Source organism: Baekduia sp. (genome assembly GCF_035996765.1).
In the GTDB taxonomy this organism is placed as follows: domain Bacteria; phylum Actinomycetota; class Thermoleophilia; order Solirubrobacterales; family Solirubrobacteraceae; genus Baekduia.
The window spans coordinates 1-25,033 of record NZ_DASYJG010000055.1 but is presented as its reverse complement, the minus strand read 5'-3'; the positions used below and the strand labels follow the sequence as shown (position 1 = coordinate 25,033).

25 protein-coding genes are annotated in these 25,033 nt (G+C 71.5%); 5 read left to right on the top strand and 20 right to left on the bottom strand.

Going from position 1 to position 25,033, the window contains the following annotated elements; translation table 11 throughout:
* Positions 1-51: 51 nt before the first annotated feature.
* The 6 genes from VGO10_RS12625 to rplM form a co-directional block, all read right to left on the bottom strand.
* Positions 52-1,608, bottom strand: a complete 1,557-nt coding sequence (locus VGO10_RS12625; RefSeq protein ID WP_327468805.1) for an NAD(P)H-hydrate dehydratase — start codon at positions 1,606-1,608, stop codon at positions 52-54.
* On the bottom strand, positions 1,605-1,949 hold the full coding sequence (locus VGO10_RS12620) for a holo-ACP synthase (protein ID WP_327468803.1): 345 nt from the start codon (positions 1,947-1,949) through the stop codon (positions 1,605-1,607). Before VGO10_RS12620 ends, VGO10_RS12625 begins: the two co-directional genes overlap by 4 nt.
* Before the next feature lie 147 nt (positions 1,950-2,096).
* The gene (gene glmS, locus VGO10_RS12615; RefSeq protein ID WP_327468801.1) at positions 2,097-3,962 is read right to left on the bottom strand and encodes a glutamine--fructose-6-phosphate transaminase (isomerizing); all 1,866 of its coding nucleotides are present in this window, start codon (positions 3,960-3,962) and stop codon (positions 2,097-2,099) included.
* Positions 3,963-4,095: 133 nt separating this feature from the next.
* Complete coding sequence (gene glmM, locus VGO10_RS12610; RefSeq protein ID WP_327468799.1) at positions 4,096-5,538, bottom strand: phosphoglucosamine mutase; 1,443 nt, start codon at positions 5,536-5,538, stop codon at positions 4,096-4,098.
* A 5-nt stretch (positions 5,539-5,543) separates the two neighbouring features.
* The gene (gene rpsI, locus VGO10_RS21825) at positions 5,544-6,380 is read right to left on the bottom strand and encodes a 30S ribosomal protein S9 (RefSeq protein ID WP_414642235.1); all 837 of its coding nucleotides are present in this window, start codon (positions 6,378-6,380) and stop codon (positions 5,544-5,546) included.
* Between the two features lie 2 nt (positions 6,381-6,382).
* Positions 6,383-6,817: a 50S ribosomal protein L13 gene (gene rplM / locus VGO10_RS12600; protein ID WP_327468797.1), complete on the bottom strand. Its 435-nt coding sequence runs from the start codon at positions 6,815-6,817 to the stop codon at positions 6,383-6,385.
* Between the two features lie 269 nt (positions 6,818-7,086).
* Between rplM and VGO10_RS12595 the strand changes: the two genes are divergently transcribed.
* The gene (locus VGO10_RS12595) at positions 7,087-8,874 is read left to right on the top strand and encodes a GspE/PulE family protein (protein ID WP_327468794.1); all 1,788 of its coding nucleotides are present in this window, start codon (positions 7,087-7,089) and stop codon (positions 8,872-8,874) included.
* A gap of 6 nt (positions 8,875-8,880) precedes the next feature.
* Here VGO10_RS12595 and VGO10_RS12590 read toward each other — a convergent pair whose 3' ends face one another.
* The 8 genes from VGO10_RS12590 to VGO10_RS12555 all read right to left on the bottom strand — a co-directional run bounded on the left by VGO10_RS12590 (position 8,881) and on the right by VGO10_RS12555 (position 17,342).
* Positions 8,881-10,086 carry an alpha/beta fold hydrolase gene (locus VGO10_RS12590; RefSeq protein ID WP_327468792.1) on the bottom strand — a complete coding sequence of 402 codons (1,206 nt, stop codon included), beginning with the start codon at positions 10,084-10,086 and terminating at the stop codon, positions 8,881-8,883.
* 211 nt (positions 10,087-10,297) lie between these two features.
* The gene (gene guaA, locus VGO10_RS12585) at positions 10,298-11,911 is read right to left on the bottom strand and encodes a glutamine-hydrolyzing GMP synthase (RefSeq protein WP_327468790.1); all 1,614 of its coding nucleotides are present in this window, start codon (positions 11,909-11,911) and stop codon (positions 10,298-10,300) included.
* A gap of 127 nt (positions 11,912-12,038) precedes the next feature.
* The gene (locus VGO10_RS12580; RefSeq protein ID WP_327468788.1) at positions 12,039-13,280 is read right to left on the bottom strand and encodes a GuaB3 family IMP dehydrogenase-related protein; all 1,242 of its coding nucleotides are present in this window, start codon (positions 13,278-13,280) and stop codon (positions 12,039-12,041) included.
* 222 nt (positions 13,281-13,502) lie between these two features.
* On the bottom strand, positions 13,503-14,462 hold the full coding sequence (locus tag VGO10_RS12575; protein WP_327468786.1) for a 1-phosphofructokinase family hexose kinase: 960 nt from the start codon (positions 14,460-14,462) through the stop codon (positions 13,503-13,505).
* Entirely contained in the window at positions 14,459-15,712 is a 1,254-nt protein-coding gene (locus tag VGO10_RS12570) for a D-alanyl-D-alanine carboxypeptidase family protein (RefSeq protein ID WP_327468784.1), read from the bottom strand. Before VGO10_RS12570 ends, VGO10_RS12575 begins: the two co-directional genes overlap by 4 nt.
* A gap of 28 nt (positions 15,713-15,740) precedes the next feature.
* The gene (locus VGO10_RS12565) at positions 15,741-16,079 is read right to left on the bottom strand and encodes a LysM peptidoglycan-binding domain-containing protein (protein WP_327468782.1); all 339 of its coding nucleotides are present in this window, start codon (positions 16,077-16,079) and stop codon (positions 15,741-15,743) included.
* A 49-nt stretch (positions 16,080-16,128) separates the two neighbouring features.
* Complete coding sequence (pyrF, locus tag VGO10_RS12560) at positions 16,129-17,037, bottom strand: orotidine-5'-phosphate decarboxylase (protein ID WP_327468807.1); 909 nt, start codon at positions 17,035-17,037, stop codon at positions 16,129-16,131.
* A gap of 29 nt (positions 17,038-17,066) precedes the next feature.
* A complete protein-coding gene (locus VGO10_RS12555) occupies positions 17,067-17,342 on the bottom strand; it encodes an HU family DNA-binding protein (RefSeq protein ID WP_327468780.1) in 276 nt (91 codons plus the stop codon).
* A 149-nt stretch (positions 17,343-17,491) separates the two neighbouring features.
* On the opposite strand from VGO10_RS12555, the gene VGO10_RS12550 reads away from it, so the two are divergent.
* On the top strand, positions 17,492-17,632 hold the full coding sequence (locus tag VGO10_RS12550; protein ID WP_327468778.1) for a hypothetical protein: 141 nt from the start codon (positions 17,492-17,494) through the stop codon (positions 17,630-17,632).
* 5 nt (positions 17,633-17,637) lie between these two features.
* On the opposite strand, the gene VGO10_RS12545 is transcribed toward VGO10_RS12550, so the two are convergent.
* The 5 genes from VGO10_RS12545 to VGO10_RS12525 are packed head-to-tail and all read right to left on the bottom strand — an operon-like array spanning position 17,638 to position 21,583.
* Complete coding sequence (locus VGO10_RS12545) at positions 17,638-19,092, bottom strand: cation diffusion facilitator family transporter (RefSeq protein WP_327468776.1); 1,455 nt, start codon at positions 19,090-19,092, stop codon at positions 17,638-17,640.
* Positions 19,089-19,667, bottom strand: coding sequence for an RdgB/HAM1 family non-canonical purine NTP pyrophosphatase (gene rdgB / locus VGO10_RS12540; RefSeq protein WP_327468774.1), 579 nt, complete (start codon positions 19,665-19,667; stop codon positions 19,089-19,091). The genes VGO10_RS12545 and rdgB overlap by 4 nt, the downstream gene beginning before the upstream one ends.
* Before the next feature lie 13 nt (positions 19,668-19,680).
* Positions 19,681-20,424: a ribonuclease PH gene (gene rph, locus VGO10_RS12535; RefSeq protein ID WP_327468772.1), complete on the bottom strand. Its 744-nt coding sequence runs from the start codon at positions 20,422-20,424 to the stop codon at positions 19,681-19,683.
* Positions 20,409-21,290, bottom strand: a complete 882-nt coding sequence (gene murI, locus VGO10_RS12530; protein ID WP_327468770.1) for a glutamate racemase — start codon at positions 21,288-21,290, stop codon at positions 20,409-20,411. Before murI ends, rph begins: the two co-directional genes overlap by 16 nt.
* A gap of 47 nt (positions 21,291-21,337) precedes the next feature.
* Positions 21,338-21,583 (bottom strand): hypothetical protein, encoded by a 246-nt coding sequence (locus tag VGO10_RS12525; RefSeq protein WP_327468768.1) that lies wholly within the window; start codon positions 21,581-21,583, stop codon positions 21,338-21,340.
* Positions 21,584-21,738: 155 nt separating this feature from the next.
* On the opposite strand from VGO10_RS12525, the gene VGO10_RS12520 reads away from it, so the two are divergent.
* Positions 21,739-22,530, top strand: coding sequence for a zinc ribbon domain-containing protein (locus VGO10_RS12520; protein WP_327468766.1), 792 nt, complete (start codon positions 21,739-21,741; stop codon positions 22,528-22,530).
* The gene (locus tag VGO10_RS12515; protein WP_327468764.1) at positions 22,530-22,904 is read left to right on the top strand and encodes a hypothetical protein; all 375 of its coding nucleotides are present in this window, start codon (positions 22,530-22,532) and stop codon (positions 22,902-22,904) included. Before VGO10_RS12520 ends, VGO10_RS12515 begins: the two co-directional genes overlap by 1 nt.
* A gap of 123 nt (positions 22,905-23,027) precedes the next feature.
* Here VGO10_RS12515 and VGO10_RS12510 read toward each other — a convergent pair whose 3' ends face one another.
* Positions 23,028-24,050 (bottom strand): histone deacetylase, encoded by a 1,023-nt coding sequence (locus VGO10_RS12510; RefSeq protein ID WP_327468762.1) that lies wholly within the window; start codon positions 24,048-24,050, stop codon positions 23,028-23,030.
* Positions 24,051-24,070: 20 nt separating this feature from the next.
* On the opposite strand from VGO10_RS12510, the gene VGO10_RS12505 reads away from it, so the two are divergent.
* Positions 24,071-25,033: FAD-dependent oxidoreductase (locus tag VGO10_RS12505; RefSeq protein ID WP_327468760.1), on the top strand; the 963-nt coding region annotated here is incomplete at its 3' end.

The window sequence follows — 25,033 nt, the reverse complement described above, 5'->3', positions numbered from 1 at the left end:
TCGAGTTGACCGGCATTCTCCCGGTCAACTCGACCACCCCAACGCGACACGTCAGTCGAGCGTGTGCGCGAGTTGGTCGATCACGTCGGAGGCGATGACGCCATCGGGGCCGCCGAGCATAGTCGCGGCGCGGCGGCCGGCCTCGGCGTGGGCGAAGACCGCAGCGCAAGCCGCCTCAAAGGGCGCCATCCCGCGGGCCAGGAAGGCGCCGAGCACCCCGGAGAGGACGTCGCCGGTGCCCGCGGTCGCCAGCGCGGGCGAGCCACCGCGCGAGATGCCGACGCGGCCGTCGGGCTCGGCGACCAGTGTGTCGTCGCCCTTGAGGACGACGATCGCGCCCGAGCGGCGTGCGGCCTCGCGCGCCGCGTCGAGACGCGCGGCCGCGATCGCGTCGGAGTCGACACCGAGCAACCGGCCCAGCTCTCCCCCATGCGGCGTCAGGATCGTGGGCGCGCTGCGCGCCGCCAGTGCCTCCAGGCCCGGGCCACGAGCAGCTTCACCTTCGCCATCGCCATCGCCACCCGCAAACGCGTTGAGGCCGTCGGCATCGAGCACCAGCGGCACGTCGACGCCCAGCGCCACTGCCCGCCCGAACGCGAACGCGCCCTCACTGCGCCCCAGCCCCGGACCGAGCACCACCGCGCCGCCCCGCGCGGCCGAGCGTTCCAGCACCTCACCGGCGCCTACCTCGGTATGCGATCCGCCGTCGTCGGGCAACGGCGCGCTCATCACCTCGGTGAGCTTGATCTCGAAGATGTCGTTCAACGCGGCCGGGACGCACGCGGTCACGTAGCCCGCGCCGGCGCGCATCGCGGCCATCGAGGACAGACACGGCGCACCGGTCAGCCCGCGCGCGCCGCCGGCGACCAGCACATGGCCGGAGGCGAACTTCGTCGACTCGGCGCCCCGTCGCGGATACGTCGCGAGGGTCCCGGCGCCGATGAGCCCGATCCACGGCACGGCGGGCCCACCCTCCGGTATCCCGATGTCGACCACCACGACCTCGCCCGCATGTGCCTTGCCGGGCGCGATCCACAGCCCCGGCATCGCCGCGTGGAAGGTCGCCGTGATGGCCGCGCACACCGCCTCACCGGCGACCGCGCCCGTCGCCGCAGCAACGCCCGACGGCACGTCGGCTGCGACCACGAACGCGTCGGCCCCATTGATGGCCGCGATGGCCGCAGCCACAGGGTCGCGCGGGCTGCCGGAGAAGCCGGTGCCGAGCATCGCATCGACGATGACGGCAGCGCCGTCGAGCGCCCCCGCCGCGAACGGCAGCGCCGGCTCGCCCACGAGGCGGTCGCGCATAGTGGCGGCGTCCCCGCTGAGCTTCGCCGGGTCGGAGGCGTGCAGGACGGTGACGCCGCGGCCGGCCTGGCGCAGCAGCCGCGCGACCACGTAGCCGTCCCCACCGTTGTTGCCGCCGCCGCACACGACGACCACCTCGCCTGGCGGGGCGTGCTTCCAGACGATCTCGAAGAGCCCCTCCCCCGCACGCTCCATCAGGTCGACGCCGGGAATGCCGCGCTCCTCGATCGCCCACGCGTCGCTCGCCCGCAGCTGCTCGACGTCCAGCAGCGGCTCCAAGCCGTCAGGAAGCCTGCTCATGTCCGCACCACCGCCACGGCCCCCGCCGTTCCCCGCGTGTGCGTCAGCGACACGTCGACCTCGACGCCGCCCCCCGCCAGCGCACCGTGCAGCACGATCCGCGGCGCCCCGCCCTCGCTGACCACCTCGATGTCGCGCCAGGACCATGCCTCCAGCGCCAGCGCCTTGGCCACGGCCTCCTTCGCGCAGAATCGCGCCGCCAGATGCTGCGCCGGCCGCGACCGTGCCGCCGCGTACGCGCGCTCACCTTCGGTGAACAGCCGCGCGGCCAGCGTCGGGCGACGCTCCAGCGCCCCCTCCAGCCGCTCGATCTCCAGGAGGTCCAACCCCACGCCACTCATCGACCCGACCCTACTGCCGGCGGCCGGGCGCGTTTGCGCCCCGCATCGTCGTGCCTGGGGCCGCACGGCGAGCGCCGGTGGGCGCTAGCCCATCAAGCTCCGTCGGGTGGCTCCAGGCGCGTCGAGGCGGCGCGCAAACGCGCCCGGCTACTCGACTGTGACGGTCTTGGCGAGGTTCCGTGGCTGGTCGACGTTCAATCCGCGCAGACGCGCGATCTTGTAGGCCAGCACCTGTAGCGGAATGACCGCCAGCAGCGGCTGCAGCATCCAGTCCATCGCCGGGATCCGGATGACCTCCTCGGCGTGCTCGCCGATCTCGATGTTGCCCTCGGAGGCGATCGCGATGACATGCGCACCGCGGGCGCGCACCTCCTGCACGTTGGAGACGACCTTGTCGAGGATCGGCGAGTCGGTCGCGACACACACGACCGGCGTCGACTCGTCCAGCAGCGCGATCGGCCCGTGCTTCATCTCACCGGCCGCATACGCGTCGGTCGGGATGTAGGAGATCTCCTTAAGCTTCAGCGCGCCCTCCAGCGCGACCGGCAGCCCGACGTGACGACCCAAGTACAGGAAGAACTCACGCGAGAAGTGGTTGTGGGCGACCTCATCGAGGTCCAGCCCCGCCAGCAGCGTGTCGATCTCGGTCGGAACGCGCTTGAGCTCGGACACCAGCCGCGTGCGATCCGCGACATCCAGCGTCCCGCGCAGCTCGGCCAGCCGCAGCGCCAGCAGGTACATCACGGCGACCTGGCAGACGAAGGTCTTGGTCGCCGCGACGCCGATCTCCAGCCCGGCACGCGTGTACAGCACGCCGTCGGCGTCGCGCGTGGCCTGCGACCCCATGACGTTGGTCACCGCGATCACCGACGCGCCGCGCTCGGACGCCAACCGCATCGCGGCCAGTGTGTCGGCCGTCTCACCCGACTGCGTGATGCCGATGACCAAGTCCCCGGGGCCGACGACCGGGTTGCGGTAGCGGTACTCGCTGGCCACATCCATCTCGACGGGGATCCGCGCCCACTCCTCGATCGCGTAGCGACCGATCAGGCCCGCGTGGTAGGAGGTGCCACAAGCGACGACGATGATCCGCTTGACGTCGCGCAGCAGCTCCTCGTCGAACGAGGCCTCTTCGGCGAGGTCCACGCCGTCGGCGCGCACGGTGCGGTCGGCGATCGTCTCGGCGACGGCGTCGGCCTGCTCGTGGATCTCCTTGAGCATGAAGGTCTCGTAGCCGCCCTTCTCGGCCGTCTCCTCGTCCCAGTCGATCTCGACGACGTCGCGGTCCAGGACGTCACCTTCAGGCGTGAGGAAGGTCGTGCCCTCGGGCGTGACGACGACCAGCTCGCCGTTCTCGATGTACTGGACCTTGCGCGTGTGCACGAGGAACGCGGGGATCGCGGAGGCCAGGAACGTCTCGCCCTCACCACGGCCGATGATCAGCGGGCACTCCTTGCGGGCGCCGACCAGCGTGTCGGGCTCGTCGAGCGCCATCGCGACGAACGCGAAGTGGCCCTGCAGCTCGGCGTAGGCAGCGCGCACCGCATCGGCGAGCGAGCCGGTCGCCAGGTGGTGGGAGACGAGGTGCGCGATGACCTCGGCGTCGGTCTCGCTCGTGAACTCCGCGCCCATGTCGGCTAGACGGCTCTTCAGCGCGAGGTAGTTCTCGACGATGCCGTTGACCACGACGTGGACACGATTAGTGGTGTCGAAGTGCGGGTGGGCGTTGGACTCGTTGACGCGCCCGTGGGTGGCCCAGCGCGTGTGGCCGATGCCAGTCGTGCCGACGCGCGTGGCGACCGCGATGCCGCCCTCGTCGATGGCGTCCTGCGCATCGATCGCAGCCTTGAGGTTGGCGAGGTTGCCGACCGCGCGGACCGACTCGATCTCGCCATCGGCGGCGATCACCGAGATGCCCGCGGAGTCATAGCCGCGGTACTCGAGCTTCTGCAGCCCTGCAAGCAGGATCTCCTGCGCTGGGCGCTGGCCGACGTAGCCGACGATGCCGCACATTGGCGGGGCCTCCTGGCTGGTGGGGGTCCGGGAAAAGCTGGTGTCGCGCGGGCCTTGGCACCCGTTCAACGTGCTTCGAGAGTACCAACAGCCTTTCCTGCCGCCCTGGCCTTCAGGGGAGGAAGGACGCCAATTAGGCAGATGGACGCACGATCGTCACAAGGCGGTCACAGATGGCATCTGTTTCGTCTTGGGACGGTGCCTCGACCATCACGCGCACGAGCTGCTCGGTGCCCGACGGCCGCACGAGCACGCGCCCGCGACCCTCAAGCCCTTCGCTCTCGCGTGCGATCGCCGCGGCCAGCTCTTCGCTCTCCATGGCGGCGTCGCGATCCGCGACGGGCACGTTGACCAGCCGCTGCGGGATCTTCTCCATCGCGGCACGGTCGGCCAGGTCGCCCCCGTTGAGCGCCTCCAGCGTCAGCAGCGCGCTGGCGATGCCGTCGCCCGACGGCACGAAGCCCATGTCGATGATGTGGCCCGACTGCTCGCCGCCCAGCGACCAGCCGCGATTGCGCAGCTCCTCCAGGACGTAGCGGTCACCGACCGACGTGATCGCGACCTCGACGCCCGCCTCGCGCATGCCTGCGTGAAAGCCGTAGTTGGTCATGACCGTGACCGCGACGCCGCCGGTGAGGCGGCCCCGCTCGCGCAGCGAGAGCGCCGCCAGGGCGATCAGCTCGTCGCCGTCGACAACCACGCCGTGGCGATCGACGGCCAGCACGCGATCGCCGTCGCCGTCAAAGCCGAACCCGAGGTCATGACCGCCCGAGCGGGTTTTCTCCATCAGCCCGTCGAGGTGCGTCGAGCCGCAGCCGGCGTTGATGTTGCGCCCGTCAGGCTCGTCGGCAAGGACGGTCACGGTCGCGCCGAGGCGACGGAAGATCTCCGGCGCGGCCTGGAAGGTCGCGCCGTGCGCGCAGTCCAGGACGACGTCAACCCCCGCGAGATCCAGGTCGCTGAAGCGCGTCTGCAGCTCGCGCAGGTAGTCCTCGAGCGTGCCGTGCAGCTGGCGGACGCGGCCGATGGCGGGCGGCGCGGTGCGCGCGCCGGCGGCGTCGGCCTGCTCGTCGAGCAGCGTCTCGATCGCCGCCTCGTCGGCGTCCGAGAGCTTGAAGCCGTCGGAGCCGAAGAACTTGATGCCGTTGTCGGCGAACGGGTTGTGCGAAGCAGAGATCACTGCCGCGAGATCGAACCCGTAACGACCCAGCAGCAACGGCGCGGCCGGTGTGGGCAGCACGCCGCCCAACAGGACGTCGCCGCCGGCCGAGGTGATGCCCGCGGCCAGCGCGGCTTCGAGCATCTCGCCCGACTCGCGCGTGTCGCGAATGACCAGGACCTGCGGACGCGGCGCGGGCGACTGGACCGTCACTGCACGGCCCAGCGCCAGGGCGAGCTCCGCGGTGAGAACCTCGCCCGCGACGCCGCGAACGCCGTCGGTTCCGAAGAGCCGCCGCGCGGAGACCGGCTTCGCCTCCCGTCCTCCGCGCTCTGTCGACGCGTCGGAGACCGGCTTCGCCTCCTGTCCTCCGCGCTCCGCTCCAGGAGTGCGGAGACCGCTCCGCGCGTCGTCCATGTTTCCTAGCGCTTGCTGAACTGCGGCTTCTTACGCGCCTTCTTGAGGCCGGCCTTCTTGCGCTCCTTGGCGCGCGCGTCGCGCGTCAGGAAGCCGCGGCGCTTGAGCTCGGTGCGCAGGTTCGGATCGGCCTCCAGCAGCGCGCGGGAGATGCCGTGGCGCAGCGCGCCCGCCTGGGCCGAGACGCCGCCGCCGTGCATACGGGCGATGACGTCCATGCGGTCCTCGTAGCCCACCGTCTCCAGGGGCTGGCGGATCGTCTTCTGCAGCGTGGCGCGCGGGAAGAAGTCGTCCAGCGTGCGGCCGTTGATCGTGTACGCGCCGGTGCCGGGCTTGAGGATCACGCGGGCGATCGCCGTCTTGCGCTTGCCGGTCGCGCGGTAGCGCGCGTCGTCGGCCAGCTGGATCTGCGCGGTGATCGGCTGCTCGTCGACGACGTCCTCTTCGTCGCCGGAGGCCTCGGGCTCCTCGCCGTCGGGATCCTCGTCCTCAGACCAGACGCGGCCACCGCGATCGTCACCGTCGACGACGATGTCGACCTCGAGGTCAGCACCCGGGATGGCGGGCTTGACGCGCGGAGCGGCGGGCTCCTCGTCCTCGAGCTCCTCCTCGACCTGCTCGGCGGCCTCGGCCACCGGAGCGGACTCCTCGGCGGGGGCCTCCTCGGCCTCAGCAGCCGTCGCCTCGTCGGGGGCCTCGGCGATGGGCGCCGGAGCCTCCTCGGCCACCGGAGCGGTCTCCTCGGCGGGGGCCTCGGGCTCGGGAGCCTGAGCCTCGGCGCCAACCTCGGGCGTCGTGGCCTCCTGCTCGTCCTGCGGATCCTGCGGCGTCTGGTCGGACATGCCTAAGACTTGATCTCCAAGGGCTGAGGCTGCTGCGCGGCATGCGGATGCTCCGCGCCGGCGTAGACCTTCAGCTTCGTCAGCTGCTTGCGGGCGAGGCGGTTGCGGGGCAGCATGCCCTTGACCGCGAGCCGGATGACCTCTTCGGGGCGCCGCTCCAGCATCTCCTCCAGCGTGCGGGACTTGAGCCCACCGGGATAGCCGGAGTGTCGGTAATAGAGCTTCTCAGCGCGCTTGTTGCCGGTTACCGAGATCTTCTCCGCGTTGATGACGATGACGAAGTCACCGGTATCGACGTGGGGGGTGTACTCGGGCTTGCGCTTGCCGCGCAGGGCATCGGCGAGCTGCGTGGCGAGCCGACCAAGGGTCTGCCCGTTGGCATCGACGACGAGCCAGTTGCGCTCAGCGGTGGTGGAGTTGGCGACGTAGGTCTTCACGGCGTAAGGAAGCCGCGCGTCAGGGCGCGCGGCGACGGACGATGATAGGGCTTCGGGCCCGGACGCGGATCTCGGGGAGATGGTCCGGACCTCAGCGGGCCGCGTGACGACCCGATCCAGCCGGAGGAGTCTAGCGCCTGCGTACGGGCGCCGCGTTTCGCCCGATCAGGGTGTGCAGGACCGATTGCGCGGTCCGCACGCCGACGGCAACGACTAGAACGTCCGTCCAGGCGCTGGACCCAGGTATGAGAACGGCCGACGTACGGGATGTGTCGGTCCCTCCTCCCAACACCTCCTCGCCCGCGATCTCGCACCTGCACGATGACGTGCCGCCGATCTCCGACGTTCCGGGCATCCTGCCCCCGCTCTCGCGCGGACGCTCGACGCGCCTGATCGGCCAGGTCGTCGTCGAGCTCGGCTTCGCCAAGGAAGAGGATGTCGAGCGTGCCGTCCAGCACGCGCGCGAGTCGGGCCGGCTGACCGGCCGCATGCTGATCGAGGACGGCGTCCTGACGCCCCAGCAGCTGGCGCGCGTGCTCGCCGAGCGCTTCGGCATCGAGCGCGTCGACCTCGCCGTCTTCAAGATCGACACCGACCTCGCCCGCCTCGTCGATCCCGGCTTCGTGCGCCGCTACGACGCGATCCCGGTCGGCCAGGACGATGAGGGCCAGCTTCTGCTCGCGATGGCCGACCCGGCCAACATGCTGGCGATCGACGACGTCACGATGATCACGGGCATGGCGGTGCGCCCGGTCGTCGCCGCTTACGACGACATCCACCGCCTCAGCGTCAAGCTCGGCAACGACTTCCCGGACCTCTCCGACGGTGGCACCGAGGAGTCGGGCGAGGTCGACCTCTCGGTCCCCAACAACGACGTCACCGACCTCGGGTCCAACGACCAGGCGCCGATCATCAAGTTGGTCAACTCGGTGCTCAAGCGCGCGATTCGCCGCGGCGCTTCTGACATCCACTTCGATCCGAGCTCGGAGGACATGCACGTCGTCTTCCGCGTCGACGGCATGCTGGACCAGGCCGTCTCGATCCCGCGCCGCATGTCGGTCGGCGTCGTGTCGCGCATGAAGGTGATGGCCAACCTCGACATCGCCGAACGCCGCACGCCGCAGGACGGCCGCGTGTCGCTGCTGATCGACGGCCACGAGATCGACCTGCGCGTCGTGACGCTCCCGACGGTCTACGGCGAGGCGATCGTCGCCCGCATCTTGGACTCCTCTTCGGCCCCGGTCGGCCTCGAGCAGATCGGCATGCTGGAGAAGGACCGCATCGCGGTCGAGGCTGCGATGGCGCGCCCGTACGGCGGCGTCCTGGTCACCGGTCCCACCGGCTCCGGCAAGTCCACCACCTTGTACTCGTGCCTGGCGCACGTCAACAACGGCACGCGCACGATCGTCACCGTCGAGGACCCGGTCGAGTATCGGATGGACGGCGTCAAGCAGATGGCCATCAACGCCAAGGCGAAGATGACCTTCGCGGGCGGCCTGAAGGCGATCATGCGCGCCGACCCGGACATCATCATGGTCGGCGAGATCCGCGACGGCGAGACGGCGCACATCGCCGTCGAGGCCGCGCTGACCGGCCACTTGGTCTTGTCGACGCTGCACACCCGTGACGCGCCGAACGCGGTCTCGCGCCTGCTGGACATGGGCGTCGAGCCGTTCCTGCTCTCCAGCGCGATCGACTGCGTCGTCGCCCAGCGCCTCGCGCGCAAGCTCTGCGACTCCTGCAAGAAGACGGCCGTCGTCGAGGCCGCCGTCATGCGCACCAACGGCTTCGAGGTCGACGGCGACGTCGAGACCAGCCAGCCCGGCGGCTGTGACCGCTGCAACGGCACCGGCTACCGCGGGCGCCTCGGCATCTTCGAGATCCTGAAGATGGACGAGGACATCCGGTCGCTGGTCCTGCGCCGCGCCTCGGCTGACGAGATCGCGGCCGTCGCGGTCGGCAAGGGCATGAAGCGCCTGCGCGAGGACGGCATGGACAAGATCCGCCTCGGGCTGACGTCGCCCGAAGAAGTGCTCCGCGTTACGGCCTCTGGCTAGCCGGGGCTACTTCAGCCGCTTGGCGATCCAGGCGGTCGCGTCCTTGGCCGCGGCGGTGACGATGCCCGCGTGGTCGACGCCCGTGTACTTGGTGTAGGTCAAGTCCTTGTTGCCGTTCTTGGTCATCTCGCCGGCGAGCTGGTCGGTGAAGAGCGGAAGGACGGTCGTGTCGGCGCTGCCCTGGTCGATCAACAGCGGCGTCTTGATCTTCAGGTGCGACGGGTCCTGAACGTCGAGCAGCTTGGCGAGCGGCGCGAGGTCGGCGCCGTCCTTGAAGATCGCCTTGGGTGAGAGGCCGCCGAAGGAGGTCGGGGCCGACAGCTCGGGCAGGCACTGCGCCTCGACCTGGCCGAAGAGCGCGTTGGCCTGGTCGCTGAGCAGGGCGGTGAGGTCGAACGACGGGTTGGCGGTGAGGATGCCGCGCCCGATGTCGGCGATCAGGCCGCTGAGGCCTCCGCCTGGCGTGGTCAGGATGCTGGTCAGCGGGATCTGGTCGTCGAGATGGGAGGCCGGCGCAAACGCGACGGTGCCGCGGAGCTTGAGCTCCGGCGTCCACTTCGGCGCCAGCGCGGCGGCGAAGAGCGCGGCGTGGCCGCCCTGGGAATGGCCCGAGATGATGGTGGTCTTGCTCAGGCGCGGATCGAGCTCGCGGGCGGCGCGGGCGATGTCCAGCGTGGCGCGACCCTCCGAGTTGCCGATCAGATAGGGGTGCACGCCAGGCGTGCCGAGCCCTTCGTAGTCGGTGCGCACGACCGCGTAGCCGGCCTTCAACCAGCGGCTGATCAACGGCAAGATGTAGGCGTTGAAAGGATGCACCAGCGTGCCCGCGACGTCGCGTGAGGGCGCGCACTGGTCGGCGATGCCCGTCGTGCCGTGGGCGTAGGTGATGATCGGCCAGCCCTTCTTGGGGGCCTTGCCCTTCGGGATCGACACGATCCCCGAGACCGCATCGGCCTTGCCGTCCACGCCCTGCGAGCGGTAGAGCACCACCTTGGTCGACGACGCGCCGGACGCGACCGCCGCACCGGTCAGCGTCCGCGCCCAGATCAGGTCCCCGTGCTTCTTGCCCGGCAACGGCGACGGCGGTGCGTAGAACGCTTCGCCCGAAGGCCCGGTACGGACCTTCGTGACGGTCTTGGGAGCGGCGGCGGCGGAGGTGGCGAGCGCCAGGCTCAGCGTCAGCGCGGCGGGGACAGCGAGGCGACGGGACATCCCCCGACAGTACCCACCGCCACGCCATCGAGGGACGATTCATGGGCGCATAGCGACCATCAGTCGTCCCTCGACGCACGCGGGCCCGGTCGCGTTTGGGCCCCGCATCGTCGTGGCTGGGGCCGCACGGCGAGCGCCGGTGGGCAGCCAGCCCATCAAGCTCCGTCGGGTGGTTCCAGGCGCGGCGAGGCGGCGCCCAAACGCGACCGGGTCATTCCCATTCGATGGTTCCGGGGGGCTTAGACGTGATGTCCAAGACCACGCGGTTCACTTCGCGCAGCTCGTTGATCATGCGCGAGGCGATCTGCTCGAGAAGGTCGTAGGGCAGGCGGGCCCAGTCGGCGGTCATGGCGTCGTCGGAGGTGACGGCGCGGATGACAACGACGTAGCCGTAGGTGCGCTCGTCGCCTTGGACACCGACGGTACGGACGTCGGGCAGGACGCAGAAGGACTGCCAGAGCTCGCGGTAGAGACCCGCGTTGCGGATCTCGTCCTGGAGGATGTAGTCGGCGTCGCGTAAGACGTCCAACCGCTCCTTGGTGGCCTCGCCGCCGACGATGCGGATCGCGAGGCCAGGCCCCGGGAAGGGCTGACGCCACACCAGGCGCTCGGGCAACCCGAGCTCGGCGCCGACGGCACGGACCTCGTCTTTGAAGAGCGCGCGCAGCGGCTCGACGAGCTCGAACTCGAGATCGTCGGGCAAACCGCCGACGTTGTGATGGGACTTGATCGTCGCCGCGCCCGTCCCGCCGCCCGACTCGATGACGTCGGAGTAGAGCGTGCCTTGGACGAGGAACTTCGCGTCGCCGATCTTGGCCGCCTCTTCCTCAAAGACGCGGATGAACTCGGCGCCGATGATCTTGCGCTTGGCCTCGGGCTCCGACACCCCGGCGAGCTTCTCGAGGAAGCGGTTCTCGGCGTCGACGGCGACCAGCGGGATCTTGTACTGGTCGCGGAAGGCCTTGATGACCTGCTCGCCCTCGTTCTTTCGCATCAACCCGTGGTCGACGAAGATGCAGGTGAGCTGGTCGCCGATCGCCTGGTGCACGAGCACCGCGGCGACCGAGGAGTCCACCCCGCCGCTCAGGCCGCAGATGACCTTCGCGTCGCCGACCTGGGCGCGGATGCGCGCGAGCTGCTCCTCGACGATCGAGGCGGCCGACCAGTTCAGCTCGGCCCCGCAGACGTCGCCGAGGAACTTCTTGAGGACGTCGGTCCCGTAGGGGGTGTGCACGACCTCGGGGTGAAACTGAATCCCGTAGATCCCGCGCTCGGTCGACTCGAACGCCGCCACCGGCGACGCCGTGGAGGACGCCAACGCGGTGAACCCGGGCGGCGCCTCGAAGACCGTGTCGCGGTGCGACATCCAACACGACTGCTCCAGCGGCAGGCCGGCCAGCAGCGTCCCGCTGTCGCGCACGGTCAGCTGCGAGCGGCCGAACTCGCCGACCTCGGCACCCTCGACCTTGCCGCCGAGCTTGAGCGCCAGCAGCTGCATGCCGTAGCAAATGCCCAGCACCGGGATGCCGAGCTCGAGCAGCTCCGGATCGAGCTTTGGCGCGCCGTCGGCGTAAACCGACGCGGGGCCGCCGCTGAGGATCAAGCCCTTGGGCGCCCGCTTGCGGACCTCCTCGGCACCGACGTGATGGGGCAACAGCTCGCTGAAGACCCCGCACTCGCGGACGCGCCGCGCGATCAGCTGCGAGTACTGCCCGCCATAGTCGAGGACGACGACCTCGTCAACCGCCGTCGGGCGGTCGACGGGCGCCGACTCGTCGGCAAGCTCCGTGGCCGCCGTGGAGGCGGTGACGACATGTTCGGTCATACCGGGTGGCTCCTGACGCACAGATCGTCGTCGCTCGCAAGGAAGAGTGCCGGGCATCGTGCGATAGCACCTGCCCGGTGCGATGACGCCGCGAGCGGCGACGAGGTGTCCGTCAGGAGTCGCACGGCTACGCCTGCGCGAGCGCCGGCGTCTTCTCGCTGGCGGCGGCGTTGGCCTCCGCCGGCCCGTTGACCGAGGCGGCCGCGCCGCGCGAGCCCATGCCCACGCCCTGGGAGGACTGCAACTGCTTGCCCTCGGTCTGCAGCGACGGGGCGATCATCAGCTCGGCCCGGTTGAACTCCGCGATGTCCTGGTAGCCGGTCGTCGCCATCGAGGTGCGCAGGCCGCCCATGAGGTTGAACGTGCCGTCGTTCTCGCGGGCGGGGCCGACGAGGATCTCCTCCAGCGTGCCGTTCTGCACCGTCGCGACGCGCGCGCCGCGCGGCAGCGTCGGGTGGAACGTCGCCATGCCCCAGTGGAAGCCGCGACCCGGCGCCTCATGGGCGCGGGCGAGCGGGGAGCCGACCATCACCGCATCGGCGCCGCAGGCGATCGCCTTCGAGACGTCGCCGCCAGTTCGCATCCCGCCGTCGGCGATGACGCGGACGTACTCACCGGTCTCCAGCATGTGCTGCGAGCGAGCGCCGGCGACATCGGCGATCGCCGTCGCCTGCGGGACGCCGACGCCGAGCACGCCGCGCGTCGTGCACGCCGCGCCGGGGCCGACGCCGACGAGCACGCCGGCCGCACCGGTGCGCATCAGGTGCAGGCCCGTGTGGTAGCTGGCACAGCCGCCGACGACGACGGGGACGGGAAGATCGGCGATGAACTCCTTGAGGTTCAGCGCCTCGGAGGTCTGCGAGACGTGCTCGGCCGAGACGACGGTGCCCTGGATGACCAGGATGTCGAGGCCGGCGTCCAGCACCTTCTCGTAGTACTTGTTGACGCGCTGGGGCGTGAGCGAGGCGGCGGTGACGACGCCCTGCTCCTTGATCTCGCGGATCCGCTGGACCATCAGGTCCTCGTCGATCGGCGCGCTGTAGATCTCCTGCATCTCGCGCGTCGCGATCTCCTTGGGCAGCTGCGCGATCCGCTCCAGCTGCTCGTCGGCGTCCTCGTAGCGGCTGAAGATGCCCTCGAGGTTGAGGACGGCGAGGCCGCCCAGCTTGCCGATCAGCCCCGCGGTGCGGGGAGAGACGACGCCGTCCATCGCCGAGGCGAGCAGCGGCAGCTCGAAGCGATAGTCCCCCAGCTTCCAGGAGATGTCGACGTCGTCAGGGTCGCGTGTGCGCCGTGAGGGCACGATCGCGATGTCGTCGAATCCATAAGCGCGACGGGCCTTCTTCCCGCGGCCGATCTCGATCTCCATTGGGCGAATCCTAGGTCTGGGGCCGGACGAAAAGACCCCGCGCAAGCGGGGTCCAGGATGGGCGCTGCGGCGTGGTGTGGCGGCAACCAATCACGCGTTTCAGAGAGTAGCAACGGCTTCGTACGGAACCGAACTGCAGGCCACTCCGCAACGCCCCATATGCCCGAGAGGGAGCCGCCAGGCGAGCTCTCGGAAGCTGATCCGAGCCCTCCGGGCGAGGAATCAGCCGACTTCGGCCGAGGCCGCCACGGCGGCGACGTCGACGCCCGAGAGCAGCCGGTCGACCTCGCGCGGCTCGACGAGGCCCGCGCCGAGGTGCTGCGTGGACTCCGCGCCGCAGGCGACGCCGTAGGCCAGGCAGTCCGCCGTCGCCTTGCCGGCATAGCGCGCGGCGGCGTAGCCGGCGAGGAACGCATCGCCCGCGCCGACGCCGGCGACGGCCTCGCGCGTGGGCACCGTGACGCGGAAGAGCTGGCGATGACCGTCGACGCGCATGCACGCCACGCAGCCGTCCTCCAGCGTCATCACGGCCTCGCGGGCGCCCTGCTCGACCATCTCGCCGACGGCGATCAGCCGATCCTCGTCGTCGTTGAACTCGTGGCCGACGAGCTCCTCGGCCTCCAGGACGTTGGGCGAGATCACGTCGGGCTCGGCACGGACGGCGTGGCGCAGCGGCTCGCCATCGGTGTCAATGACCGTCAGGACGTTGGCCTTGCGCAGCTCGCGAATCAGGCCGGCGTAGATGTCGGGCTCCACCCCGCGGGGCAGCGAGCCGGCGATCACCACCATGTCGGCACCGCGGGCGAGGTAGAGCAGCTTGTCGCGGAAGAGCTCGACCTCCTTGGCCGAGACCGCGGGGCCGCGCTCGTTGATCTCGGTCTGCTGCCCGTTGGTCGGGTCATAGACGGCGGTGTTGGTGCGCGACTCCTCGCGGATGCGCACGAAGTCATTGAGGATCGACTCCTCGGTGAGCTGGTCGACGATCCGCGTGCCGGTCGGGCCGCCCGCGAAGCCCGTGGCGATGACCGGCTGGCCGAGAGTCTTGAGCGCCCGGGCGATGTTGACGCCCTTGCCGCCGGCGGCCGTGCGCTGCTCCACGGTCCTATGCCGACGCCCGAGCCGGAAGTTCGGCACGGACAGCGACTTGTCGATCGCGGCGTTCAGGGTGACGGTGATGATCACGCGACGGGTGCCCCTCTGCCGGTGCGCCGCCTCTGCCTGCGCCGCACCGCGCGCCGCCGAAGCAGCACGAGGTAGAGGCTACAGAGGGCGAAGGCCCCGAGCAGGATGAGGGTGATCGGATTTCCGAGCCAGTCGCGCAGGCGGTCGAAGAACGTGGCCGCATCGACGGGGTCGGCGGTCTGCAAGGGCACGCGGGCGACGACCTTGCCGCGCTGGGTGACGGTGACCGTGCCGACGCGCGCGCCCTTGGGCAGCGGGCCGTCGATCGTCGTCGGCGCGCCGCTGACGGTGACGACGAGCTGGTCGCCGCGGCGCGCCGTGCGCTTGACCGTGGCACCGGCGACGAGGTCGACCTGCTGGTCGCCGCGGTGCGAGAGCGCCGCGTGGCCGACGACCTGGTCCTTCTTGACGGCGGTGACGACGTGGTAGCGGCTCAGGCCGTACTTGAGGAGGTTGAGCGCGTCGCTGTCGCGCGCCGACTCGCTGGGGTCGTCGAGCACGACGGCGACGACCGTGACGCCGGCTCTGGAGGCCGAGCCGACCAGGATGTAGCCGGCCGTGCTGGTGTGCCCCGTCTTGACGCCGTTGACCGCCGGGACATTGCGCACGAGCACGTTGCGATTGGCGAACGTGCGCGGGTGATCGCCGGACTTCAGCGTCACGCGTGGCAGGTTGGTGGTCTCGCGGAAGAACGCGTTGCGGCGCAGGATCAGCGTCAGCTTGGCCAGGTCGGTCGCCGTCGAGTAGTTGCCCGGCGAGTCGAGGCCGATCGGGTTCTCGTAGTGCGTGTTGGTGAGCTTGAGCTGGCGCGCCTTGGCGTTCATCAGCTTCACGAACGCGGGGCGCGACCCGGCCACGCGTTGCGCCAGCGTGGCGGCGGCGTCGTTGGCCGAGGTGATCAGCAGCGCACGCAGGAGGTCGCGGACCGTCACGTGCTCGCCACCGCGGAAGCCGGCCAGCGACTCGGCGGACGAGCCGTGGTAGTTGATGGTGGTCATCACGTCGTCGAGCGAGGCGTGCTCGAGCGTGACCAGCGCGGTCATCAGCTTGGTCGTCGAGGCGATCGGGCGGCGCTGGTCGGCCTTGCGCTGGAAGACGACGTCGCCGGTGGCGGGTTCGACGAGGATCGCTGCGGGGGCCCTGACCTGGGGCGGCTTCGGCGCGGTGGCCGCGGCGGAGGCGCCGGCGGGTGTGATGGCGGCGAGCGCGGCGACGGCCAGGGCGGCGCGGAGGGCGGATGGGATGCGCATCAGCGGCGGAGTGCGAAGGTCCGGCGGCTCATCGCGGGAGCTTCAGCTTCTGGCCGGGGTGCAGGGCAGCGGCATCGACCTCGGGGTTGGCCTCCTGCAGCGAGCCCACGTCGGTGCCGGTCTTGGCGGCGATGACCGACAGCGAGTCCCCGGCCTTGACCGTGTAGGAGGTCTTTGACTTCTTGGTGGACTTGGACTTGCTCGTCGAGGTCCCGTCGGCGTTCGTGCCGGTCTTCGAGTTGGTGGACGAGGTCGTCTTGGAGTGCGAGTCCGAGCCGAGCTCGTGGTCGACGACGACGTAGATGGCGACCGCGCAGGTCACGAGGGCCAGCGGAGCCAGCCAGCGGGCGGGAGAGCGGCGGCGCATCAGGGGCGCAGGATAGGCGGCGGATCGGTCTGGACGCCGCAGCGCGCCATCAGCCCAACGCCCATGCAGCGGCCCGCAGGCGCTCGGCCTCGGCGCGCGCGGCGTCGGCCGGCGACGACCCGGCGCCGTCCTGCTCGTGTGCGCGCACGATCGACCGGGAGGCGGTGACCAGGCCGGCGGCGCGGCCGGGGGCGAAGGCCGGCGCGAGATCCTCCACGCGGCCGCCTTGGGCGCCGACGCCGGGCAGCAGGAAGATCGCGTGGGGCAGCAGTTCGCGGGCGCGAGCGAGATGCTCGGGGCGCGTGGCGCCGAGGACGGCGCCGATGTCGCTCAAGCCCGACTGCGGGGCGCGATGTTCGGCGCCGAGTTGGGCGACGAGCTCGGCGACGCGCTCCCAGACGGTGCCGCCGCGCGCGAGCGGCTCGTCCTCGAGATCGGCGGCGCCGGGGTTGGAGGTGCGGACGAGGACGAAAAGGCCGGCGTCGTGGGCGCGGCCGACGGCGGCAAAGGAGCGCAGCGTGTCGAGGCCCATGTAGGGGTTGACGGTCAGCGCATCGGCGCCGAGGCCGGGAATCGATGTTTCATCAGGCCCGGGCGTGGCGCCAAGGAAGCCCTGGGCGTAGGCGGTGGCGGTGACGTCGATGTCGCCGCGCTTGCCGTCGGCGAGGACCAGCAGGCCGGCGGCACGGGCGTGCGCGATGGTCGCGCCCAGCGCGTTCCAACCGGGGGCGCCGAGGCGCTCGAAGCAGGCGACCTGCGGCTTGATCGCGACGACGGCATCGCCGACGGCGTCGATGACCGCGCAGCAGTGCGCAAGGACGCCTGCCGCGGCGCGAGCGGCGGGGGCGCCCCCGAGCACGCCCGCTGCGGCGTCCTCGGCCTCGGGCCAGAGCCGCAGCGGATCGGGGTCGAGCCCGAGCACGATCTGCGACTGGCGCTCGGCCACGGCGGCCGCCAGGCGGTCGGCTACATGCGTCGCGGGCAGCGCTAGCCCTTGACGGCCTTCTTGAGGCCGGACCCGGCCGTGAAGCGCGGCACCTTGGAGGCGGCGATCTGGATGGCCTCGCCAGTGCGGGGATGCACGCCCTCGCGGGCGCTGCGCTCGGCGACATGGAACTTGCCGAAGCCGGAGAACGTGATCTCGCCACCACGGGCAAGAGTCTCCTCGATGACGCCGAGGACGGCCTCGACCGCCGCGGCGGCTTCCTTCTTCTCCAGGTCGCCCTTTCGGGCGACGTGATCGACGAACTCGCTCTTCGTCACTGCGGTCCTCCTGTCGAGGGTCGTAGGCGGGGCGACGCTAGCAGCGCACCCTGGGAGCCTCTGGGCTGCGGTCGGCCGGGCAGTGTGGTGGCGCGGTCGGACGGATCGGCGCTGCAGGCGTCGGGCCCACCAGCCAGAATGAGCGTTCGATGACCCTGCAGCGCATCGCCTGGCTGGTGACCGTCGCGGCCCTCCTGATCGGAGCGCTCGTGATGTTGCTGTCGCACTACCAGGGTTACGCGGCGCTCTTTGCGGCCGTGGCGGCCTCGGCCGCGATCAACCTGCGCTGAGCCGCTCATCCCGCGGCCTCGGCGGGCTCCGTGTGGACGATGACCTCGTCGATCGCCGGCGCCTGGTCGCGGATCCGCCGCTCCAGCTCACTGGCGACGTCGTGGGCCTGATCGAGCGTCTGCGCGCCGTCCAGCCGAACGGTGAGCAACACCACGAGCCCGTCGTCGCCGGCGCGGAAGCGCAGCGCCTCGGCCTGGCCACCGGTGAGCTCGCGGACGATGTTGCGCACGATCCGCTCCTCGTCGGCGACCTCGGCCCACTGCGGCTCGGCGCCCTCGGCGTCGGTGGAGAGCGGCTCGATGTGGGTGTAGATGTCGATGACCTCCGGCACGGAGGCGTGGATCGCCGCCTCGACGGCACAGGCGATGTCGTGCGCGGCGCCGAGGTCGAGATCGGCCGGGAGCTTGAGGTGCAACGAGAGCTCGGGATGGCCGTCGACATCGACCACGCGCACGTTGTGGACCTCGCGCACGCCACGGACGGTGAGTGCCGCTGCGCTGGCGCGCTCGCGCAAGTCGCCTTCGCCGACGCCGGGCTCGACATGAACGACGACGTCGCTGCCGGGCAACGCGCCGCGCACCGCCTCTTCGATGGAGTCGGCGACCGCGTGCCCCTCCCCCAGGGCCGCGTCGGGCGGCACGGCAACGGTGGCTTCTACGAAGTTGCGCCCGGCGGCGGCGCGCACCCGCAAGCGCCGCAGCTCGATCTCCGGCTCGGCGTCGCTGATCGCCGCGCGCGCGGCGGCCTGCGCCTCCTCGGGCGTGGCGTCCATCAGCACGTTGACGTTGCGGCGCATCAGCCGCACGGCCGCGACCACCACGAGCACTGCGACGACCAGCGCGGCGATCGAGTCGGCCTCCGGCGTTCCCGCGCGCGTGAGCAGCAGGCCGATCAGCACCGCGATCGTGCCGACCATGTCAGAGGCGAAGTGCAGCGCGTTGGAGGCCAGCGCGGGGCTGCCGTGGCGCAGCGCCGCGCGGTGCGAGACGACCATCCGCGTGACATCAACCACCAGCACAACGGCAAGTACGCCGAAGATCCAGCCGTTGGCGTTGACATCGTGGCTGCCGCCCTCGACCAGCCGCGCCAGCGCCTGGATGCCGATGACCGCGCTGGCCAGCACAAGGAAGCCTCCCTCGCCAAGGGCGGCGAGGTGCTCGGCCTTGCCGTGGCCGTAGGGATGGTCGCGGTCCGGCGGCCGGATCGCGACGCGCAGCGCCAGGAAGGTCAGCAGCGCGGCGACGAGGTCGGTCCCCGAGTGCACCGCCTCGGCGACCAGGCCGAGGGAGCCGGAGATGAGGCCGGCGACGAGCTTGAGGGTGACCAGGAACGCGGCCGCGACCACCGAGCCCAGCGCCGAGCGCAGAATCCCGGGGGCCGACGCACTGCCGGGCTCCGGCGCGGCACCACCTGGTGTCCCGACCTCGGCCGCGGTGGACATCGCCCGAACCGCCCTCATGGGCCGAGGTGCTCCAGCAGCAGCGCCGCGGCACGGCCACGGTGGCTGATCGCGCCCTTCTCGACCGGGCTGAGCTCGGCCATCGTGCGTTCCGCCGGCGGTGGGATCTCGTCATCGGGCAGGAACGCCGGGTCATAACCGAAGCCGCCGTCTCCGCGCGGCTGGGCCGCCAGCGTGCCGGTGCATCGGCCCTCGAAGAGCAGTTGGGTGCGGGCGTCGGGGTCGACCAGCGCGATGACGCAGACGTAGGCCAGTGCGCTGCCGACCGATGCCTCGCGCAGCAGCTTTGCGAGGTTCTCCTCATCGGTCGCATCCTCGCCGGCGAAGCGGGCGGAGTAGACACCGGGGCGCCCGCCCAGCGCGGCGGACTCGATCCCTGAGTCATCGGCGATGACGACGGTGCCGAGCGCCTCGGCCGCCGCTCGCGCCTTACCCAGCGCGTTCTCGGCAAACGTCGTGCCGGTCTCGGGTGGCAACTCGACCTCAGGCGGCAGCGCCACGACCTCATGCGGAGCGAGCAGCGCCGAGAACTCGTGCGCCTTGTGGTCGTTGCGGGTCGCGAGGACGAGCTTCATGGTGGCCTTGGTCCTACGCGGCGCGGCCGGCCGCGATCGCTTCGTGCTGGAGCACGCGCAGCTGCGCGATGCCGGCCTCGGCGAGGTGCAGCAACTCGTCGAGGTGTGTACGGCTCAACGGCGTGCCCTCCGCCGTGGCCTGCACCTCGACCAGGCCACCGTCGCCGGTCATGACGACGTTGGCGTCCACCTCGGCCGAGGAGTCCTCGGGGTAGTCGAGGTCGAGCAGCGGCACGCCATCGACGATCCCGCAGGAGATCGCCGCCACCGAACCGGTCAGCGGCGACCGCGCGATCGTGCCAGCGGCGACGAGCTTCTCGCAGGCGAGCGCGAGCGCGACGTAGGCGCCGGTGATCGACGCGGTCCGCGTCCCGCCGTCGGCCTGCAGCACATCGCAGTCCAGGTAGATGGAGTTCTCGCCCAGGGCGGCGAAGTCCACGACCCCGCGCAGCGAGCGGCCGATCAACCGCTGGATCTCGACCGTGCGCCCGTCGGCACGACCCTTGGTGATGTCACGCTGTTTGCGCTCACCCGTCGAGGCCGGGAGCATCCCGTACTCGGCGGTGACCCAGCCCAGGCCCTTGCCCATCCGCCAGCGCGGCACGCCGGTCTGTGCCGAGGCGGTGCAGATGACGCGCGTCTCGCCCATCGAGATCAGCGCCGAGCCCGAGGCCGTGCGGACGAAACCGGGCTCGATCGTCACCGGCCGCAACGCGTCGGGCGCGCGGTCGTAGGAGCGGGTCACGGTCGCGGCCATGCGGACACCTCGGTCGTCGTCGAATGTGCCGAGAGGTCGACATGCTCGACCTCGGTCAGCGGCATCTGCAGGAAGCGGGTGCCGAGCGCACCAAACGTGTCGGCGTCGCCGGTGCAGAGGAAGGAGTAGGTGCCCTCGCCCTCGCGTGGCGATGCGAGGCCACGCGAGCCGAGGACGTGCTCGGCCTGCCGCGCAAGCGCGGCGCCGGAGGTCACGATCGTCACCGAGCGCCCGAGCATCCGCTGCAGCATGGAGCGCACCAGCGGATAGTGCGTGCAGCCAAGGATCACGGTGTCCACGCCGGCCGCGACCAACGGTGCGCAGTAGCCACGCACCACCTCCTGGAGCTCCTGTGAGAACAGCTCGCCGCCCGGCGGATCCTGGATCAGCGGCGCGAGATCAGGACACGCCACGGCAACGAGGTCGACGTGCGGGTCGACCGCCGCGACGGCTCGCGCGTAGGCGCCGGAGTCCACCGTCGCGGGGGTCGCCAGCAGGCCGATGCGCCCGCTGCGCGTCACCGCCACCGCCTGCGCCGCCTCGGGCTTGACGACCCCGATGACGTCGACGCCGAGCGTCGTCTCCAACATCCGGCGTTGCAGGGCCGGCAACGCCGCGGCTGTCATCGAGTTGCAGGCGACGACCAGCAGCTTGGCGCGGCGCGCCACCAACTCCTCGGCGATGTCCATGCCGAAGCGCTCGAGCTCGTCCGCACTGCGCGTGCCGTAGGGGAAACGCGCGCTGTCACCCAGGTAGAGGTAGTCCTCCTGGGGCAACGAGACGAGCAGCTCGTGCAACACGGTGAGGCCGCCCACACCGGAATCGAAGACGGCGATGGGGCGATCGCGCGGGTCGGCGGCGGGCACGGAGCCCATCGTAGGCGTCACGGACGTCGCACCCACCGCCGCGCCGATCAACGCCCGGAGCCCGGTGCCTGGCCGACGCCGTCGATCGAGTCCTGGACCTTCTTGACGACCGTCGAGGCGATCGAGCTGTCGTGGCCGGCCTTGACGACGGCGACCATCACGCCCGCCAACAGCAGGATCAGGCCGATGTACTCGACGGTCCCCTGCCCCTCTTCGCGTGCCGCCGGCATGCGATGGGCACGCTGCAGCGTGTGATGAACGGTCGCGTGAGCGAAACCAATGGCGCGGTACATGCGTCTCTCCAGGTGATGCGGGTGAACGGGAGTGACCGGGATGCTGCGCGCCGACGCGTGACGGATCTACGCGCGGACGTGACGATCCTGCGCAGCGCCGGTGTCGGAACGCGCTGGTATCGTCCTGATCGGCGCCGCAGAGGCGCCTTCTTCCTATGAAGGGTCCCCTCCGCCGTATCCGCTCCAGCCGGCGTCCGCCCGACCCGAGCCTGCAGGAGTCGCAGCCGACGATCGTGGCGCCACCCCAGGCGCCGCCGGCCGCACCGCTTCCCGCCGGCCTCGCGCCCGAGGACGTCGCACCGACCCGCCCCAGCTTCCGCGATCGCGGCCGGCTGCGGCGCCGCCTGCGCTACCTGCGCCGCGTCCGCGAGCTCGGCTTTCGCGACCTCGGCGGCCTCGCCTTCGACCTCCATCGCTTCGCGCGCCGCAACGACGAGCTTGTCCTCGGCAAGCTCGCCGCGCTCGATGCAGTCGACCGCGAGCTGCGCGCGATCGAGCGCGTGCTCAACGAGCGCCGCGACATCATCGAGCTGCGCGAGCCCGGCGTCGCCGCCTGTCCCCGCTGCGGCGCCCTGCACGGCAGCGACGCGCGCTTCTGCCCCCAGTGCGGCACGCAGTTCAGCGGGCCGCTGGCGATGGTCGAAGTCGGCGGCGCAACGACGCCGGCGACTGCGCCCCAGAGCGTCGACCCCGCCCAAGAGGCACTGCCGCTGAGCGTCACGGAGCAGGCCTCGACGCCGGTCTCCGGCGCGCTGGCCGGCAACCCACCGCCGCCTGCACCGCCGGAGCCCGAGCCGGTCGAAACGCCCGAGCAACCGGCCGCCGAGCAGGCGACCCAGGCCCACCAGCCCCTCGACGCCAGCGGCAACGGCCACGACGAACAGGCGGGCACGCAGGCCGTCACGAGCGGCGATCCGCTCGCCCCGCGCGAGCACCCGGAGCCCTGATGAGCGACCAGGGTCAGGGTCCCTCGCAGCACGCGGGCCCCGCCCCCGTGCCGCTGCGCTGTCCCCGCTGTGGCGCCAACGTCGCGCCCGAACAGGACTGGTGCCTGGAGTGCGGCGCGCCCGCCCGGACGCGCTTGGCGCCGACCCCGAACTGGCGCGCGCCGATGGCGCTCGTCGCCGTCATCGTCCTGCTTGCCGGGCTCGCGCTCGCCTTCGCCTTCACGAACCTGACCAGCGACGACGGCAGCGTCAGCGCCGCGACCACCGCGCCCGCCCAGCCGAGCGACACCGTCGCGACCCAGAGCGTCCCGACCGCCCCCGCCGCGACCGAGACCTCCGCCGCCTCGGCGGCGATCCCGGGCAGCACCGGCTGAGCCGCCCACCCGCTGGCTGAGGCTCGAATCGTCGTGGCTGAGCGTGCCGAGCGGCTGAGCCTCGTGCGCCAGCACCGGCTCTGCCGGGAGGTGCGCTCAGGCGCGGCGAGGCGCGCCTCAGGCCTAACCCAGCAGCGCCGCGTGCCGCTGGAGGAAGCCCTCGCTCAGCTGATGCACCGCAAGCTCAGGAGCGCTTACCGGACCGTCGGCGCCCAGCACTTCCAGCAGCGCGACCAGCCCACGCGACAGCGCCGCGAGGTCATAGCCACCCTCCAACACGACGCCAACCGGCACCTCCAGCGCATCCGCCAAGGCCCGCACCGACGCGCCCATCGTCGCGTACCCCGCATCGGTCACCTCGCAGGCGGCCAGCGGATCGTCGGCGTGGGCATCGAAGCCCGCCGAGACGAGGATGAGCCCCGGCGCGTAGGCGCGAGCGAGCGGCACCGCGACGTGCTCGACCAGCGACCCGAAGACCGCGTCGCCCGAGCCCGGCCGCACCGGCAGGTTGACGGTGTAGCCCGCCCCCGGGCCCGTGCCGATCTCCCCCGCCGCACCCGTGCCCGGATAGAGCGGCCACTGGTGGATCGACACGAACAGCACCTCGTCGGTGGCGAAGAAGACGTCTTGGGTGCCGTTGCCGTGATGGACGTCGAAGTCGAGGATGAACACCCGCTCCACGCCGTACGCATCACGTGCGTGGCGCGCCGCGATCGCCACGTTGTTGAACAGGCAGAAGCCCATCGAGCGAGAGATCTCGGCGTGGTGGCCCGGCGGCCGATGGATCGAGGCGGCCAGGCCAGGAGCATCACCTGCGGCAGAGCCCAGCAGCGCGTCGACCGCCGCGACCGCCCCGCCCGCGCTGTGCAGCCCCGCCTCCCACGAACCCGGCGAGACGATCGTGTCGGCGTCGATCGCGCCTCCGCCAGCCTCGCACAGCTCGCGCACGCCGTCGATCAGCCGCGCCGGGTGCACCGCCTCCAACTGCGCGCGCGAGGCCTGCGGCGACAGCCGCCGCTCGAAGCCCAGCCATCCGCGCGCCTCCAGCGCCCGCTCGATCGCGACGATCCGCGCCGGCTGCTCGGGATGCGGCCCCGGGTCATGCTGCAGCGACGACGGATGGTGGAACAGGACGGGAGCGGCCATCTCGCGAGTACGGTACCCGCGTGGCCGAAGCCCCTTCCATCGTCGACGCCGAGGTCGCCGTCGTCGGCGCCGGCGCGGCCGGCCTCTACGCGGCGCTGACGGCCGCCCGGGCGGGGGCGCGCGTCGCGCTGGTCTCCGCGACGGCGCTCGCCCAGACCGCCAGCTATTGGGCCCAGGGCGGCCTCGCCGCGGCGCTGGATCCCGCCGACTCGCCCGACCAGCACCGCCGGGACACCGAGATCGCCGGCCGCGGAGCGGTCCGCCGCAGCGCCGCCCAGTTGCTCTGCCGCGAGGCGCCGCGCGCCGTGCGCGAGCTCGAGGCGCTCGGCGTCGCCTTCGACGGTGACGGCCACGGCGGCCTCGCGCTCGGCCTCGAGGGCGGCCATTCGCACCGGCGCGTCGTCCATGCTGGCGGCAGCGCCACCGGCCGGCGCGTCGTGCGCCAGCTGAGCGCGGTCGTCGTCGAGGAGCCGCGCATCGAGGTCCTCGAGCAGGCCCGCGCCGCCGCGCCGTGGACCGTCGACGGCCGCTGCGTCGGCGTCGTCCTGGAGGACGGTCGCGCGATCCGCGCCCGCGCCACGGTGCTGGCCACGGGCGGCGCCGCCGCGCTCTGGGCACGCACGACCAACCCGCCCGGATCGCTCGGCATCGGCCTGATGCTCGCCCACGCGGCGGGCGCCGCGCTGGCCGACCTGGAGTTCGTCCAGTTCCACCCGACCGCCGTCATCGGGATCCCCGGCCGCGAGGGCTTCCTCGTCACCGAGGCGATCCGCGGCGAGGGCGCCACGCTGCACGGCCCCGACGGCGAGCGCTTCGTCGAGGAGCTCGCGCCGCGCGACGAGGTCTCGCGCGCGATCGCCGAGAAGCTCGTCGCCGAGGGCAGCAAGAACGTCTGGCTCGACATGCGCCACGTCGATCCGATGCTGTTCCCCAACGTGGTCGGCGCGCTGCGCGACTCCGGCGTGGACCCGGCGACCGAGCTC